At 59.7% G+C, this 14,314-nt stretch carries 13 protein-coding genes; 6 read left to right on the top strand and 7 right to left on the bottom strand.

Features of this window, described 5'->3' with window-relative positions; translation table 11 throughout:
- Positions 1–595 precede the first annotated feature (595 nt).
- The 4 genes from ACIQ2A_RS22765 to ACIQ2A_RS22750 all read right to left on the bottom strand — a co-directional run bounded on the left by ACIQ2A_RS22765 (position 596) and on the right by ACIQ2A_RS22750 (position 4,073).
- Positions 596–838 carry a hypothetical protein gene (locus ACIQ2A_RS22765; RefSeq protein ID WP_398483683.1) on the bottom strand — a complete coding sequence of 81 codons (243 nt, stop codon included), beginning with the start codon at positions 836–838 and terminating at the stop codon, positions 596–598.
- Positions 839–1,194: 356 nt separating this feature from the next.
- Positions 1,195–1,410 carry a CsbD family protein gene (locus ACIQ2A_RS22760; protein WP_398483677.1) on the bottom strand — a complete coding sequence of 72 codons (216 nt, stop codon included), beginning with the start codon at positions 1,408–1,410 and terminating at the stop codon, positions 1,195–1,197.
- 888 nt (positions 1,411–2,298) lie between these two features.
- On the bottom strand, positions 2,299–2,994 hold the full coding sequence (locus ACIQ2A_RS22755) for a hypothetical protein (protein ID WP_398483675.1): 696 nt from the start codon (positions 2,992–2,994) through the stop codon (positions 2,299–2,301).
- 11 nt (positions 2,995–3,005) lie between these two features.
- The gene (locus ACIQ2A_RS22750; protein WP_398483673.1) at positions 3,006–4,073 is read right to left on the bottom strand and encodes a TRAP transporter substrate-binding protein; all 1,068 of its coding nucleotides are present in this window, start codon (positions 4,071–4,073) and stop codon (positions 3,006–3,008) included.
- Positions 4,074–4,203: 130 nt separating this feature from the next.
- Between ACIQ2A_RS22750 and ACIQ2A_RS22745 the strand changes: the two genes are divergently transcribed.
- On the top strand, positions 4,204–5,013 hold the full coding sequence (locus ACIQ2A_RS22745; RefSeq protein ID WP_398483671.1) for an IclR family transcriptional regulator: 810 nt from the start codon (positions 4,204–4,206) through the stop codon (positions 5,011–5,013).
- A 9-nt stretch (positions 5,014–5,022) separates the two neighbouring features.
- Here the strand turns inward: ACIQ2A_RS22745 and ACIQ2A_RS22740 are convergent, their stop codons facing one another.
- Positions 5,023–5,760, bottom strand: coding sequence for a GntR family transcriptional regulator (locus tag ACIQ2A_RS22740; RefSeq protein ID WP_398483669.1), 738 nt, complete (start codon positions 5,758–5,760; stop codon positions 5,023–5,025).
- 144 nt (positions 5,761–5,904) lie between these two features.
- On the opposite strand from ACIQ2A_RS22740, the gene ACIQ2A_RS22735 reads away from it, so the two are divergent.
- The 4 genes from ACIQ2A_RS22735 to aroQ are packed head-to-tail and all read left to right on the top strand — an operon-like array spanning position 5,905 to position 9,269.
- Complete coding sequence (locus ACIQ2A_RS22735; protein ID WP_398483667.1) at positions 5,905–6,921, top strand: TRAP transporter substrate-binding protein; 1,017 nt, start codon at positions 5,905–5,907, stop codon at positions 6,919–6,921.
- 60 nt (positions 6,922–6,981) lie between these two features.
- Positions 6,982–7,533: a TRAP transporter small permease gene (locus ACIQ2A_RS22730; protein WP_398483681.1), complete on the top strand. Its 552-nt coding sequence runs from the start codon at positions 6,982–6,984 to the stop codon at positions 7,531–7,533.
- Entirely contained in the window at positions 7,530–8,810 is a 1,281-nt protein-coding gene (locus ACIQ2A_RS22725; RefSeq protein WP_398483665.1) for a TRAP transporter large permease, read from the top strand. The genes ACIQ2A_RS22730 and ACIQ2A_RS22725 overlap by 4 nt, the downstream gene beginning before the upstream one ends.
- A gap of 15 nt (positions 8,811–8,825) precedes the next feature.
- Positions 8,826–9,269, top strand: a complete 444-nt coding sequence (gene aroQ / locus ACIQ2A_RS22720; protein ID WP_398483663.1) for a type II 3-dehydroquinate dehydratase — start codon at positions 8,826–8,828, stop codon at positions 9,267–9,269.
- A gap of 109 nt (positions 9,270–9,378) precedes the next feature.
- On the opposite strand, the gene nikR is transcribed toward aroQ, so the two are convergent.
- On the bottom strand, positions 9,379–9,786 hold the full coding sequence (nikR, locus tag ACIQ2A_RS22715; RefSeq protein ID WP_398483661.1) for a nickel-responsive transcriptional regulator NikR: 408 nt from the start codon (positions 9,784–9,786) through the stop codon (positions 9,379–9,381).
- A 156-nt stretch (positions 9,787–9,942) separates the two neighbouring features.
- On the opposite strand from nikR, the gene ACIQ2A_RS22710 reads away from it, so the two are divergent.
- Complete coding sequence (locus tag ACIQ2A_RS22710) at positions 9,943–12,246, top strand: TonB-dependent receptor (protein WP_398483659.1); 2,304 nt, start codon at positions 9,943–9,945, stop codon at positions 12,244–12,246.
- A 104-nt stretch (positions 12,247–12,350) separates the two neighbouring features.
- On the opposite strand, the gene ACIQ2A_RS22705 is transcribed toward ACIQ2A_RS22710, so the two are convergent.
- Positions 12,351–13,715: a transposase gene (locus ACIQ2A_RS22705; RefSeq protein WP_398483679.1), complete on the bottom strand. Its 1,365-nt coding sequence runs from the start codon at positions 13,713–13,715 to the stop codon at positions 12,351–12,353.
- Between the last annotated feature and the right edge of the window lie 599 nt (positions 13,716–14,314).

Raw genomic sequence — 14,314 nt, 5'->3', positions numbered from 1 at the left:
CTCTAAGTGACGGCACCAAGGCGCATCACATGGTGATGCGCCTTCTGGCGCAATGCGGACATCAAATGGGGCTACTCGAGTCGTAGTGTCCTGGTGGACGGCAATCGCTACGACCAAGCTCGATGGGTGAGCCAACGGGTACGGCGCTGGAACGCGAGACAACCCCGCTGCGCCCGCTGCGGTGATCGGTTTCCCGCTGGAGAAACGGCTTTTGCATCACATGGTGCTGCATCCTTTGTCTCAAGCCGGGCGCAATCTGCGCCACTGATTGTGCGAGGTCATGCGAGGACTTGCGGCGCTCAGTGCACATGTGTCGCTGTCAGCAGCGCAGTCGCTGACGGGAACTCGTTGCTGGCCCCTGGTGAGATCGATGCGGCGTCGACAATCGTGCGACTACAATGCGAGCCGGGTGGTCGGGAAAATTTCTTTCAGCCATTTGGTGGCTGCACCGGCTGGACGTTGCTTGTGCCAGATCAAATCCAGCGCGACCGGCTGCTTGCCTTCATCGAAAGCCAGCGACGACGTGATGAGGGTCGGTCACAAGCGGGGAATGCGCAAGGATGTGATCCGAGATGAAAGCCCATCCAATCCCTTTCTACAATACTTGCAGGATGACCCTGTGGCTCTCCACTCTCCACACCTCAGCCGCCACACGCAGGCTATGCTTCTCCAAACCTTCGCGTCGTTTTGAGAGCATGAGCTTTCGATGTTGACGCAGGTGGTCCCAACTGACCGCGCCACGCGACAACGGATGGTCGCGGCCGCATACCAACAGCATGGAGACCCAGCCGACGGTGTGAAAGTCCAGTTCGGCAGCGAGACCCGCGTTGCGCCACATCACACCAAAGTCGGCCTTGCCGTCCAGGACAAGGTTAGAGGAGCATCGGTGTGAGGAAATAACAGAAAGCGAACGACATGGAATGGGAGCAGGATCGTCATATGCCCATGATGACCGGCAAACTGACGGCCACCAGGAATAGCGCGATTATTCCAAGAAGGAGTCCACCATCGCAGCCCTCCGTGCCGAGATCCCTCAATTCGGGCGGGGTTCTGACGATCGGCTTCGCTCTCGAAGCAGGAGCCGATTTCAATCTACCTTGTTCCGACGCCATACCAGCAAGTTATCTGCCTAAAATAAGAGATTGGAACGAGGACCGTCGATGTTTCGGATGTCCCTCGTTCTGCGCCGATGACCTAGATCGGCTTCTTCAGCGCCGCCGAAGTCCTGTCTACTGCGTCCTTCGCAGCATTCTTGGTATCACCCATGGCCTGCTGCGCGTCGCCCTTGGCTTCCTGAACGGTGCCCTCAGCTTTCAGCTTGTCGGATCCGGTCATCTCGCCGATGCCCTGCTTGGCCTTTCCGATGGCTTCATTGGCGAGGCCTTTGATCTTATCCGTGGTACCGCTCATGGTCGTCTCCAAATTTCTGTTTGTGTAAATGAACAACGGCCAGCAAACGCTGGCAGTGGCACCGTGGTTCCCTGCGTGTCGCAAATGGTATGATAGGCATCAGATGAAGGCGGCCTACGCGATTAAAATGTTATCGCGATTGCTCCGGTTGTCCCATCACCATGCGAGATGGGCGTTGGGGAATATCCGGAGTTGCCAATCGATACCGACGTGACGATCATCGCGCAGGTCACCGCGCTGAACGCGACCACCGCAAGCGGCGGAGCTCGCGAAACCTTAAGAAGGACGAAGCCGGTCAGGACGACGCCCACAAACAGTGAGGGCCCGAATTTCCGGGCCCTCATCTTCAATCACCAGTATCCGTATGTCCGGTAGACCCGACCGCCCCACGGGCCGCCGCCCCAACCGTAACCAGGACCACCCCACGCATATCGCGGTCCGGCGTAGTAACCCCCATAGTAAGCGGGGCGATAGTACCGCGGACCGTAGTATCCGTATCGCGGACCGTAATAGCGGGGACCGTAGCCGTAATAGCCCGGTTCATAACCATAGGCGGGGCCGGAAGCTGCAAGAGCCAGAGCTCCGGCTGCCAGACCGAAGCCGATCGCAGGACCAGCTCCCCATCCGCCGCCATGCCGCCACCCGCGAGCTTCTGCGGGCGCACTCAACGTCATGGCGCCGATAGCCACAGCCGCGATTGCAATTGCCATCTTCTTCATCGAGATTTTCTCCTGAAACACACAGGCCCATAACTATACGCGGTCCCAATAGTTTCTTTCGGTAGTTCACAAGCTGGCGATCAAAGACGGCCAACGTGCGTTACGTCGATGCGCCAATCGTATTGGTTCCAAAGGATAAGATCCGCGTCCACCGTACGCGGTTCGACCGTCACATAATCACAGGCGCGACCAAGTCGCTCCCTGCCAGGCTGTGTGATAGCCGGTAGTGCGCCGCGACCTGCTTGTTATGCGAACCGGCGGCAACCAGAGATGCGCTGCTAAGCTCGGTTCGTTCAGTAAGCGCCAACGTTTCAGCAGAGTAGCCAGAGATCAGCAAGATCCAGTCGGCGGCAGCGTCTCCCCCGCGGATTCGCTGCTCGGTCGTCTCGGCGAGTTTCGGCGTTTCAGTCCGCAAAAGGTGCGCGCCGGTGAGGCCGGGTCTCTCTGGAAGCCTAGCCAGAAGCGTGGCGAGGTGCGAGCGCAGCATGCTCTCGTTTCCAGGCGACGGGGAAAGGCGCACGGTCATCATCGCCTGTCCGATCCCGCCCCCAAAACTGTCCGTGACGTGGCATTGGCTGCGCACCATGTTGCGATGGTGGGGCATCATCTTCGTCGACCAGGGCGTCGGTGCGTTGAGGCGATCCAGGTAACCCGGCGAGGCGAGGGTTTCGTACCGGTCCAGTTCGTACAGCACGAAGAAGCCGTCGCCGCCTGCCGCATCGGCCCATCGCGATCCCCGGCGGAAGCCGGGAATGCCCATCCGTTCGGGAAAATGCTCGTGCGAATGCCAGTCTTCGAACTCCGCCTTCATGGCGGATGACATATCCCACCACATGGCCACGGCACCGGATCCGAGCAACGGCATCGATCAGATCCTCAGTTGGCGCGGAGCCGCGCGAGTTCGTCGCTGACCTGCTTCGAAAGGCCTTCGCCGATCTCGGAGGCGAACCTGTCCACGACAGGTTTTACCTTCTCCCGCATCCGCTCCAGCTCGGCGGCGGAGACCTCGTTGACCTGCATCGCCTTGCGCAGGCGTTCGACAGCCTCGGTCTCCTGCGCCTGCAACGTCTTGCGCTCCTCGGCCTTGGCTTCGTCGGCTGCGGACTGGATGATCTTGCGCTCATCAGCGGACAGCGAATCCCAGGTCTTTTTGCTCATCAGGAGCGGCATGCCCGTATAGAGATGACGGGTCAGCGAAAGATACTTCTGCACCTCGGCGAACTTCGCCGTCTCAATGACCGCGACAGGGTTATCCTGGCCGTCGATCGCGCGGGTTTCCAGTGCGCCATAGACCTCGCCGAAGGTCATCGGGACAGGATTGGCGCCGAGGGCCTTGAAGGTTTCGATATAGATCGGCGATGCGATCACGCGCAGCTTTAGGCCGGCGATGTCGTCTGGCCGGCTGATCGGTCGTTTGCTGTTCGTGATATTGCGGAAACCGAGATCCCAGATACCCAGCCCGACGACGCCCTGATCCTCCAGTTTGCCTAGAAGGTTCCTGGCGATCGGGCCGTCGCTCAAGGCATAGGCTTCCTTGAAATCCCGGAACAGGAATGGGAAGTCGAAAACCATGAACTCCTTGTTCATTCCGGCAAGAAGTCCGGTCGCCATGGTGGTGAAGTCGAGCGTACCGCCGCGGATCGCCGAAAGGTTTTGTGGATCGCTGCCGAGCACGGCATTCGGAAACAGGTTGACCTTGAGCTTGCCACCGCTCTTCGCGACGACGAGGTCTGAAAATTTCTGCGCACCTATCCCGATCGGATGATCCTTGGCGAGGCTGAAGGCGAATTTCAGCGTGCGCTCCTGAGCTTGAGCCCCGGCAGCAGTAGCCAGCAGTGCAAGACCAGTCAGACTGCCGAATACACCCCGGCCCAAGATTCCGCGTGTCATGTTCCCCTCCCGCGCCGGTGGACGCTCTGCGCGTCTCTGGATCCGGCGATGCATCGCGTCATTACCTGCAGAACCGGGATGCGTCCATCATTTTATGAATAGCGTTCAGAAAATGAAAGTCATTCAAAAAATTGACGGCCGCATGGGGTGTCGCTAGGTTTCGGCCTGTCTCGCGGGTAGGTGAATGAGCGGCTCTCTCGAAAAATCATTGGCAGTTCTGGAATATCTGTCCGCGCGGCCCGACGGTGCGCCGCTTGCCGCGATTGCCGACGACCTCGGCCAGATCCGAAGCGGGTGCCATCGGACGCTGCAGGAGCTCGTGAAATACGGCTATGTCCGCGCGCTTCCGTTGAAGGGCGACTACGCACTCACAACGAAGCTTGCCTCGCTCGGCCTCAGCTTTCTGAGCAAGTCGGGCGTGGTCGATATCGCCCAGCCGATCATCGAGCGTCTCGCCCGCAGCACGGAAGAGCTTGTGCGACTCGCGATCGTAGACGGGGAGCGCCTGACGCTGGTTGCGAAGGCGCAGGGGGCCAAGTCCGGGCTTCTCTACGATCCCGATATGGGGATCGAACTCCGTCTGTCCTGCAGCGCCGCCGGCCATGCCTGGCTGATGACCCTGAACGAGGAAGATGCCCTGGAGGCGGTGGCTCGGCAAGGCTTCGGGCAGCCGTCCAATTTCGGCCCGAAGGCGCCGACGACAATCAAGGCGCTCCTGACGATGCTTCAGCAGAGCCGGAAGCGCGGCTACAGCATGCTCCGCGATGTCTATGCGGCCGGGATGAGCGCGATGGCGGCGCCGGTTCAGATCAGCGGCGAGAAGGCGAGGGGTGTCGTCATCGTCGCCGGGCCTTCGCAGCGTCTGACGGAGGAGCGCATGCTCGCATTCGGCGGCCTTCTGCGCGAGGCAGCGCTCGAATTGGCGCAGGCCAGACACGCATCGCCGCTTCTCAAGTCTGCGCATCTCGGGACGTGGGGCAACGTCCTGAAATAGTGGCTGCGGTCATGCGCGCTTTCGGCCCGAAGCCTTGATTGACGGCGCGTTCTTGAGTGCAGGCTGTATCAGCCAGTCGGAATTCTTGAGCGCATGCTCGACGCATCCCTGGATGTGCGCATGGAGCAGCGCTCGCGCCTTCCTGGCGTCCCTGGCGAGCGCGGCATTCATCAATTCCTTGTGCTGTTCCGCTGCGATCTCGCCGCGGAAGACGACCGCCAGCATCTGGTAGCGCAGGTATTTGTCATAGGTCGCGGCGAGTGCGTCGAGCAGGACGCGCGATCCGCACGCGGCCGTCAATGCGCGGTGGAATTGCCAATCGCACTGCTTCCAGAATTCCGTCTGCGCCTTCTCGCCCGCGAGCATGGCCCGTTCCATGGCGGAAAGTTTATGGTGAGCCGACACGACGAGGGCTTCCCAATCCAGATCGCCCACCTTGAAGGATTGCTCGATGGCGTATCCCTCCAGCAGTTCGCGCAATTCGGCCACCTGCTGGAATTCGGCGGCGCTGATGGGGGAGACTTCGAAGCCGCGTTGCCCCTCGGCAACCACGAAGCCTTCCGAACCGAGCCTGTTGAGTGACTCGCGCAGCGTGCTGATGCTGGTGCCGTAAACCGTGCTCATCTTCTCGAGTTTCAGTTTCTGGCCCGGAAGCAGGTTGCCGAAGATCACGTCATTCCGGATCCGGCGGTAGGCGTGGTCACCGACCGTCTCGGCCGAGCGGTCTGTGTTTGTGGGGTCCAGCATCGAGATCCTCTTTGATGCCCCTCTATAGCAGCCGACAGCTCTTTCGCAAATCATATGGTGGAATCAAAAATATCAGTTGATTTTTGTTTCACCCTACATCACGTTCCTCGCCAACAAGCAAAATATCAATCGGGGAGAGCGAAAATGGTCATGTTTCCGAGAATTGCGATCGGAGTTGCCGCCTTTGCCGCGCTTGCAGCGGTGTCCAGTCCCGCCGCAGCGCAAGTGCAGGAGCGCACGATCCGGTGGGGGCACCTGAACAACACCGATCACCCGGTCAGCAAGGGCGTCCAGAAGTTCACCGAGCTTGTTGCGGCCAAGAGCGGCGGCAAGCTGAAAGTCCGCGAATACCCGGCCAATCAGCTCGGCTCCGAGATGCAGCAGCAGTCTGCGTTGCGGGCCGGGACGCAAGAAATGCAGTCGCCGGCGACGACGTCTCTGGTGGGTATCGTCAAGGACTATGGCCTCGTCGATTTCCCGTTCATCGTCTCGACGTCGAAGCAGGCCGATGCATTGCTCGACGGTCCGCTTGGCTCGGCGCTGCTCGCCAAATTGCCGGAGAAAGGGCTGATCGGTCTCGGTTACTGGGATCTCGGCTTCCGGAACGTCACCAACAGCCGTCGTGCGATCACGAAGGGCGAGGACCTCGACGGCATCAAGCTTCGTGTGATCCCGAACCCGGTCTATCTGGAGACGTTTAAGGCGTTCAATGCCAATCCCGTGCCGATGAGCTTCTCGGAGCTCTACACGGCGCTCGAGACCCGGACTGTGGACGGCCAGGAGAATCCGTTCTCGGTGATCCTGTCGAACAAGTTCTACGAGGTACAGAAGTATCTCAGCGTGACCAACCACACCTATTCGACCAACATCATCCTGGTGAGCAAGGTGTTCTGGGACAAGCTGTCCAAGGAAGAGCAGACCATTCTGCAGGACGCGGCCAACGAGGCACGTGACTACCAGAGGAAGGTCAGCCGCGAGCAAGCGCAGGCGGCGATCTCCGAGCTGAAGACCAAGGGTATGGAGATCAATGAGATCGCGCCCGTAGAACTCGCGAAGATGCGCGAGAAGACGAAGCCGATCGCGCAGAAATTCTCAGCCGAATACGATCCGGCGATCGTCAAGCTGTTCAATACCGAGCTCGACCGCATTCAGAAGGATTGAGCGGTCAATGAAAGCCGCGCTTCACCTCGGGAAAATCCAGTGACCGTCTCGCCTGAATCCATGACCAGCAGGATCATCGAATCTTACTACTGGACCATCAAGATCATCATGGCCGCATTGCTCGCCGCCATGGTGGTCCTGGTCTTCGGCAACGTCGTCCTTCGCTACCTGTTCAATTCCGGTATCGCCGTTTCCGAAGAGGTCTCGCGCTGGCTGTTTGTCTGGATGGTGTTTCTCGGCGCCATTGTCGGCCTTCGCGAGCATGCGCATCTGGGTGTCGATACCCTAGTGAAGATGCTCCCGCCATTGGGCCGCAAGGTCTGCTTCGTGGTGAGCCACGGCCTGATGCTCTATGCCGCCGCTCTTCTCTCCGAAGGGGCATGGAAACAGACATTACTGAACTGGGATACGATCGCCCCGGCCTCGGGGCTGCCGGTCGGGCTATTCTATGCATCCGGTCTGGTCTTTGGCGTTGCGGCGATCCCGATGCTGCTTCACGACCTGTACCTTCTGGTCACCGGGCAATTGGCCAATGCCGATCTGATCGCCGTCAGCGAATCCGAAGACCATCCTAACGCGGCGATCAAGGCCAGCGAGAGCGAACGCCGATGACCATCAGTATCTTTATCTTTTCGCTGCTCGGCGCCATGGCGATCGGGATGCCGATCGCATTCGCATTGATCATCTGTGGCGTCGCATTGATGACATCGCTCGACATCTATGACTCCCAGATCATTGCCCAGAATGTCATCAACGGTGTTGATTCCTTTCCGCTGATGGCGGTGCCGTTCTTCATCCTCGCAGGCGAGATCATGAATGTCGGCGGCCTTGCGCGGCGCATCCTGAATTTCGCCATCGCGCTGGTCGGCCACCTGCGCGGCGGCCTTGGTTACGTCGCCATCCTGACGTCATGCATCCTGGCATCGCTGTCCGGATCGGCCGTCGCCGATGCTGCAGCGCTGGGCGCGCTCCTGGTGCCGATGATGGTGGCGGCCGGGCACAATCGCGCGTCGGCTGCAGGTCTTGTGGCTGCGGGCGGCATCATCGCGCCGGTCATTCCGCCATCGATCGGGTTTGTGATCTTCGGCGTTGCCGGCGGTGTCTCGATTTCGAAGCTGTTTCTTGCAGGCGTCTTTCCGGGCCTGATGCTCGGCGTCAGCTTGTGTTTTGCTTGGTGGTGGGTGGCCCGCAACGAGAATTCGGTGAGCCCCCCGCGCCAAAGCCTTTCGCAGATCTTCCGGGCTCTGATCGATGGCTTCTGGGCGTTGATGCTGCCGATGATCATCGTCGTCGGCCTGCGTTTCGGCATCTTCACGCCGACGGAGGCTGCAGTCGTTGTCGCGGTCTATTCGTTCATCGTCGCCACATTCGTCTACCGCGAACTGAAGCCGTCACAACTGATGCAAATCCTCATCAGCTCGGCGCAGATCACCGCCGTCGTCATGTTTCTGGTTGCGGCTGCGCTGGTCTCGTCGTGGCTGATCACGGTGGCCGAAATCTCATCGCAAATCATCGAACTGGCGCGTCCCTTTATGGGCAACCAGACCCTTCTCATGATCGTGCTGATGATCATCGTCGTCATTGTCGGCACGGCGCTGGACATGACACCGACCATCCTGATCCTGACGCCGGTGCTTATGCCCATCGTCAAGGCGGCCGGGATCGATCCGGTCTATTTCGGTGTGCTGTTCATCATCAACAACGCGATCGGGTTGATCACGCCGCCGGTCGGGGTCGTCCTAAACGTGGTGTGCGGTGTGTCCAAGGTCAGCATGGACGAGATTATGCGCGGCGTCTGGCCTTTCATGGCCGCCCAACTGGTCGTGCTGGCGTTGCTGACCCTGTTTCCTTCACTTGTTCTGGTGCCTGCGAAGTGGCTCGGCGGTTGACGAAAGGATCTGAAAATGAACCGTGTGATGATTTTGAACGGTCCGAACCTGAACTTACTGGGTGTGCGTGAGCCGCACATCTACGGGACCACGACGCTCGAGCAGATCCGAGCGAGTTGCGAGGCGCAGGCGGGCAGGGCCGGTGTGAAAATTTCGTTCCATCAATCTAACCATGAGGGCGCGTTGGTAGACCTCATCCAATCTGCGCGGCAAGATGCCGACGCGTTGATCATCAATCCTGCAGGCTATTCTTTCACCTCTATCGCAATCCTCGATGCACTAAAGGCACTAGGAAAGCCGATCATCGAGTTGCACATTTCTAACATTCATGCGCGCGACAAGTATCACCGGCACTCGGTTTTGTCCCAAGCGGCGACAGCGGTCATCTGCGGCCTCGGGCCTTACGGATATGTCGCAGCCATCAATGCTGCCGCCGAACTCATCACACCGACTAGTTAGCATACTGCCTCTAATCCGCGGGGCGGCTGCAAATAGTTGCAGTGACCCGCAGCTTTTGCTCGGCCTCCGATGTCGTCTGCTGGCGCAAAGCGGACATAACCGCCTGCGCTTATTTTTTTGAACTCGGCATCATCCACAATCGGCCGTAGCGTACGCCTCGCTCGGCGATGATGTGATCGGCAAAATGCTGTACGTCTTTGTTTGGTCCCCGTAAGGCTGTCATTTCCATGCAGTTGTCGTCGTCGAGATGCACATGCAGCGTCGCCAGCGAGAGGTCGTGGTGGTGGTGATAAGTGTCCACCAGCCGGCGTGACAGGTCGCGCTGGGCGTGGTCATAGACGTAAACCAGTGCGGCCACGCAGTTGCCCGACTTGCCTTGCTCTTGTGCAGCCTGCTGCATGCCAGAACGGGTGAGGTCGCGGATCGCTTCCGAGCGGTTCTGATAGCCACGTTCGGCGATCAACGCATCGAGGTCATCCATTAGATCATCGTCGAGCGTGATCGTTATGCGCTGCATGTTTGTCTCCGGAAAAGTATGATGATTGATTGACATCATCATACTCGCCTGCCAGTTTTTCTGCATGTGTTGGGGTGCAGCATAACCCGCCGGGCGGTGCGACGGGGAGTGTCCGTGATGTGCCGTCAACACCTGTAATCGCTGGGACGGCTTGTAATGAATCGGATATCGCGTGATCTGTCGCTGGTCGTCGTCGCTGTGCTGGCCGTCTCGACCGAGGTTGCCGCGCAGGGCGCAGGTAGCACGACGCTCGCCCCGGTCGAGGTCGATGCACCGAAGCCGCGGGTATCGGCACCTGCCAAGCAGCGGCCATCGGCCACGCTGGGGCGCCGTGTCGCGCCGCGCGCCGCTGCGCCTGTCGCTGTCGCGACCGGTGTCGGCAGCTCCAATCCCGGCGCCAATGTCGCGCAGCTCCCGGTCGGCGCGGCCAGTGAAAAGAACATCAGCGGCGCCGACGTCAATGCGCGGCCGCTGTCGCGTCCCGCCGAAGCGCTCGAAGTCGCACCGGGCCTGATCATCACCCAGCATTCCGGCGACGGGAAAGCCAACCAGTATTTTCTTCGCGGGGTGAACCTCGATCACGGGACCGATCTCGCTATCTCCGTCGATGGCATGCCGGTCAACATGCGTAGCCATGGCCACGGCCAGGGCTACGCCGACATGAACTTCCTGATTCCGGAACTGATCAGCGTGGTCAATGTCCGCAAGGGTCCGTATTTCGCTGACGAAGGTGACTTCTCTTCGGTCGGCGCCATTCATGTCAGCTTGATCGACAGCGTCGCCAGGACCATGGCGTCGATCACCACCGGCAGCTTCGGTTACAACCGCGCCTTCGGCGTCGCCTCTGGCAAGGCCGGCGATGGCAACCTGCTCGTCGCCGCCGAAGCCAATACCTATAACGGGCCGTGGGACGATCCGGACAAGCTCAAGAAGATCAACGCTGTTGTCCGCTACAGCCAGGGTACGGCGGAGAACGGCTTCTCGCTGACCGGCATGGCCTATGCCAATCGCTGGAATTCAACGGACCAGGTTCCGTTGCGCGCCATCACCTCAGGCCAGATCGGTCTTTATGGCGCACTCGATCCGACCGACGGCGGCAATTCCGAGCGTTTTTCGATTTCCGGCCGCTATCGCGACACCGACAGCACGGGCGCGACAAAGGTCGATTTCTACGCGATCAAGAGCAAGCTCAACCTCTGGAATAACTTCACGTTCTTCCTCAACGATCCCGAAAACGGCGACCAGTTTCATCAATATGACAGCCGCTTGCTCGGTGGCGTCAACGCGTCGCATACGTTCAAAGGTTATCTCGGCGGCTTCCGCACCGAAACCGAGATCGGCGTGCAGAGCCGCTATGACGACATCAATGTCGCGCTGGGCAACACCGTACGTCGCCAGTTCCTGTCCAACACGCGCAGTGATCTCGTGAAGGAAGGCAGCGTCGGCATCTTTGTGCAGAACACCACTTGGTGGACCGATTGGCTGCGCAGCAATGTCGGCTGGCGCGGCGATTACTACAACACGACCGTCAATTCGCTATTCCTCGCAGCCAATTCCGGCACCGCTAATGCCACCATTGGCAGCCCAAAAGCGGGCCTCGTCTTCGGTCCGTTCGCTAAGACCGAACTGTTCGTCAATGCCGGCGAAGGTTTTCATAGCAACGACGCACGTGGCGTCACCATCCGGGAGTCGCCAGGCGATGGCTCGCCGGTGGATTCGTCACCGTTCCTCGTCAAGACGCGCGGTGCCGAGGTCGGCCTGCGTACGAAACTCATTCCGGGTCTCACCAGTTCGATCGCTTTGTTTACGCTGGAATCGGCGTCGGAAATCCTGTTCGTCGGCGATGCCGGCGACACCGAAGCTAGTCGGCCGAGCCGGCGCGTCGGTTTCGAATGGACCAATGACTACAAGCCGACATCTTGGCTCGCGATCGAGGCGGATCTCGCGATGACGCGGGCGCGTTTCCGCGGCAGCAATGCCGATCAGGCTGCAGCCTATGGCGAGCTCGACGGCTATCCCGCCTCGCAGATAGGCAATGCGCCCGGCAACTACATCCCTGGCGCGCCCAATATGATCGCCTCTGCTGGCTTCCGGCTTGGCGAAGCCAAGGGCTGGTTTGGCGCGCTTCGCTATCGCTATTTCGGTCCGCGCCCGCTGACCGAAGATGCCGCGTTTATCTCACCGGCAACGGGTTTGCTCAACGGTCAGGTGGGATATCGCTTTGACAATGGCTGGCGCCTGCAGCTCGATGCCTTCAACCTCCTCAATAGTAAATCCGACCAAATCACTTACGCTTACGGATCGCTGCTGAAGACCGACTCGCTATTCGCCGCATGCTTCCCGCCGGGTGGCGGTGCGCCTACAGCCCCAGCTGCGGTGTGCCAAGTCGGCATCATGGATCGTGTTTTACATCCCGTCGAGCCCCTCGCATTGCGCGTGACATTAGCAGGTGCATTCTGATTTCCGTCTCGACCGCTGGGTGATGTCGGCTCTTGGCGGATTGTGTTGAAGAAGTCAGCGAATTGGCTACCGGCGCGGGGGCGGCGTGCAAGTGTCTGTCCAGTTCAGATGGACATCGGAGCCGGTGGCGGGATCAGTTTTGCCAGCTTTCTAAGGTTCTGAGCGGTGGCGGCGAGCAGGAACTCGTCGCGAGCGCCGCACGGGCCTCGCAGCCTGAGCCGATCGAGGCGCAAGATGCGCTTTAGATGCGCGAACAACATCTCGATCTTCTTGCGCTCCCGCCTCGAGGTCACATAGGCCTCGGTCCTGGCGATCCCACGCGCCACATCTCGGGCGCTCTCATAGATCGAACGTGGCACCTTGCGGGCTGGCATTTTTGGACAACACCGTGGTTTGAGCTCACAGATGTCGCAGTCTCGCTTGCTGGCGCGATAAAGAAGCGTCGCTCTGTCATTCACCAGCGTCCCGGTTGAAGTCAGTACCTTGCCCGCCGGGCAGCGATAGATGTCAGCCTCCCGATCGTAGGCAAAGTCGTCGCGGGCGAATGTCCCATCCTCGCGAGCAGACTTGTCAAACACAGGTATATGCGGCTCGATCGCGCGCTCATTGACCAGCCACCCCAGCATGTCGGCTGAGCCATACGCGCTGTCGGCAGCCAGACGCTCGGGATGGACGCCGAAGCATTTCTCGGTACGTTCAATCATCGTGCGGGCCGCACCGACCTCAGCCTGTCGAATGGCGCGTGTCGCCTCGACATCGACGATGACCGCAGCCTTCAGATCGATCAGGTAATTGTCGGCGTAGGCAAAGAAGGCGTGGCCTTTGTGAGCCCCGGTCCATTGCGCGGCCGGATCGGACCGAGAGACGAACTTCGGCACCGTCTCGCTCGCCGCCCCCCAGGCCGCTTCGTCCAGCGTGTCGAGGTACTCGCGGACGGATCGCCGCGCCCGGGCAAGCGCTTTCCAATCATGGTCGTCGGTCCCTGCAGATGAACGCTGCTTGTTGGCGTCGGCAGCGATCAGGCTGACATCGACGGCGAAGGCCGTTCCATCGACCAGCCCCTCCGCCATGCAGCGCCGCACCACCGCCTCGAACAGCTTGCGCAGGAGATCGCAATCGCTGAAGCGACCGTGCCTGTTCTTCGAGAAGGTTGAATGATCCGGCACCTCGCCGTCGAGGCCAAGCCGGCAGAAACACCGGTAGGCAAGATTGAGGTGGACCTCCTCGCACAACCGACGCTCCGACCGGATGCCGTAGCAGTAGCCGACCAGCAGCATGCGGACGAGCAGCTCAGGATCAATCGATGGTCGGCCGGTCGAACTGTAGAACGGCGCCAACTCGGTCCGAATGACTGACAGATCGACAAACCGGTCAATGTTCCTGAGCATGTGAGTGGCTGGTACGTGCCGCTCCAGAGAGAACTCGTAAAACAGAGCCGCCTGATCTGCCTGTTTTGACCCATCATCGATTCAGCCTCCGACGATATCGAGATTGAATCAGTGATGGCGCCCCGCTTCAACTGGGGACTTTTTCAACACAGTCGGCGCTAAGCCGCCATTTACATTGAGATCTACACTCTTTTGCTCTTATTGAGCGGGAGTGGGGCTCCGGTGTCGCAGCCGGTGGTTGATTTCACGCGATGTGCCGCTCGACCGCTGTCGATAACGAACCGAGCTTTAAGGCTCGATGTTTTGCGCCTCCGTTCGCGGACCTCCATAAATCTTTGATATCAGCCGAGCGCAACAACTATCGCGCAGCAAACCGTCGCATCTCATCAACTGCTGGGCGCATACATTCATGAACGAAACTGGCGACGCTGAGATTGCGGTCTGCGACCCTAATGCACATGACCATATTGACAGTGATGTTTCACGCGGCTGCACAATCTGACTGAATGATATCAATCGCTTTCTGAGCGATGATCTCTCGTTCATGGTGAGGCAGCCCTTCGGTCGAGGTCATCCTTCGCGTTCAGATCGTCCGATAGCAGCGAGATAGCCGCTTCCGTCGAGAAACTCGTGATGATGGGGTATCGCGTCCAAAACCTCGGCAGATATGCCGGTTCTCT

The sequence above is a fragment of the Tardiphaga sp. genome, from assembly GCF_044336785.1.
In the GTDB taxonomy this organism is placed as follows: Bacteria; Pseudomonadota; Alphaproteobacteria; order Rhizobiales; family Xanthobacteraceae; genus Tardiphaga.
This window is presented reverse-complemented; position numbering and strand designations above follow the sequence as displayed.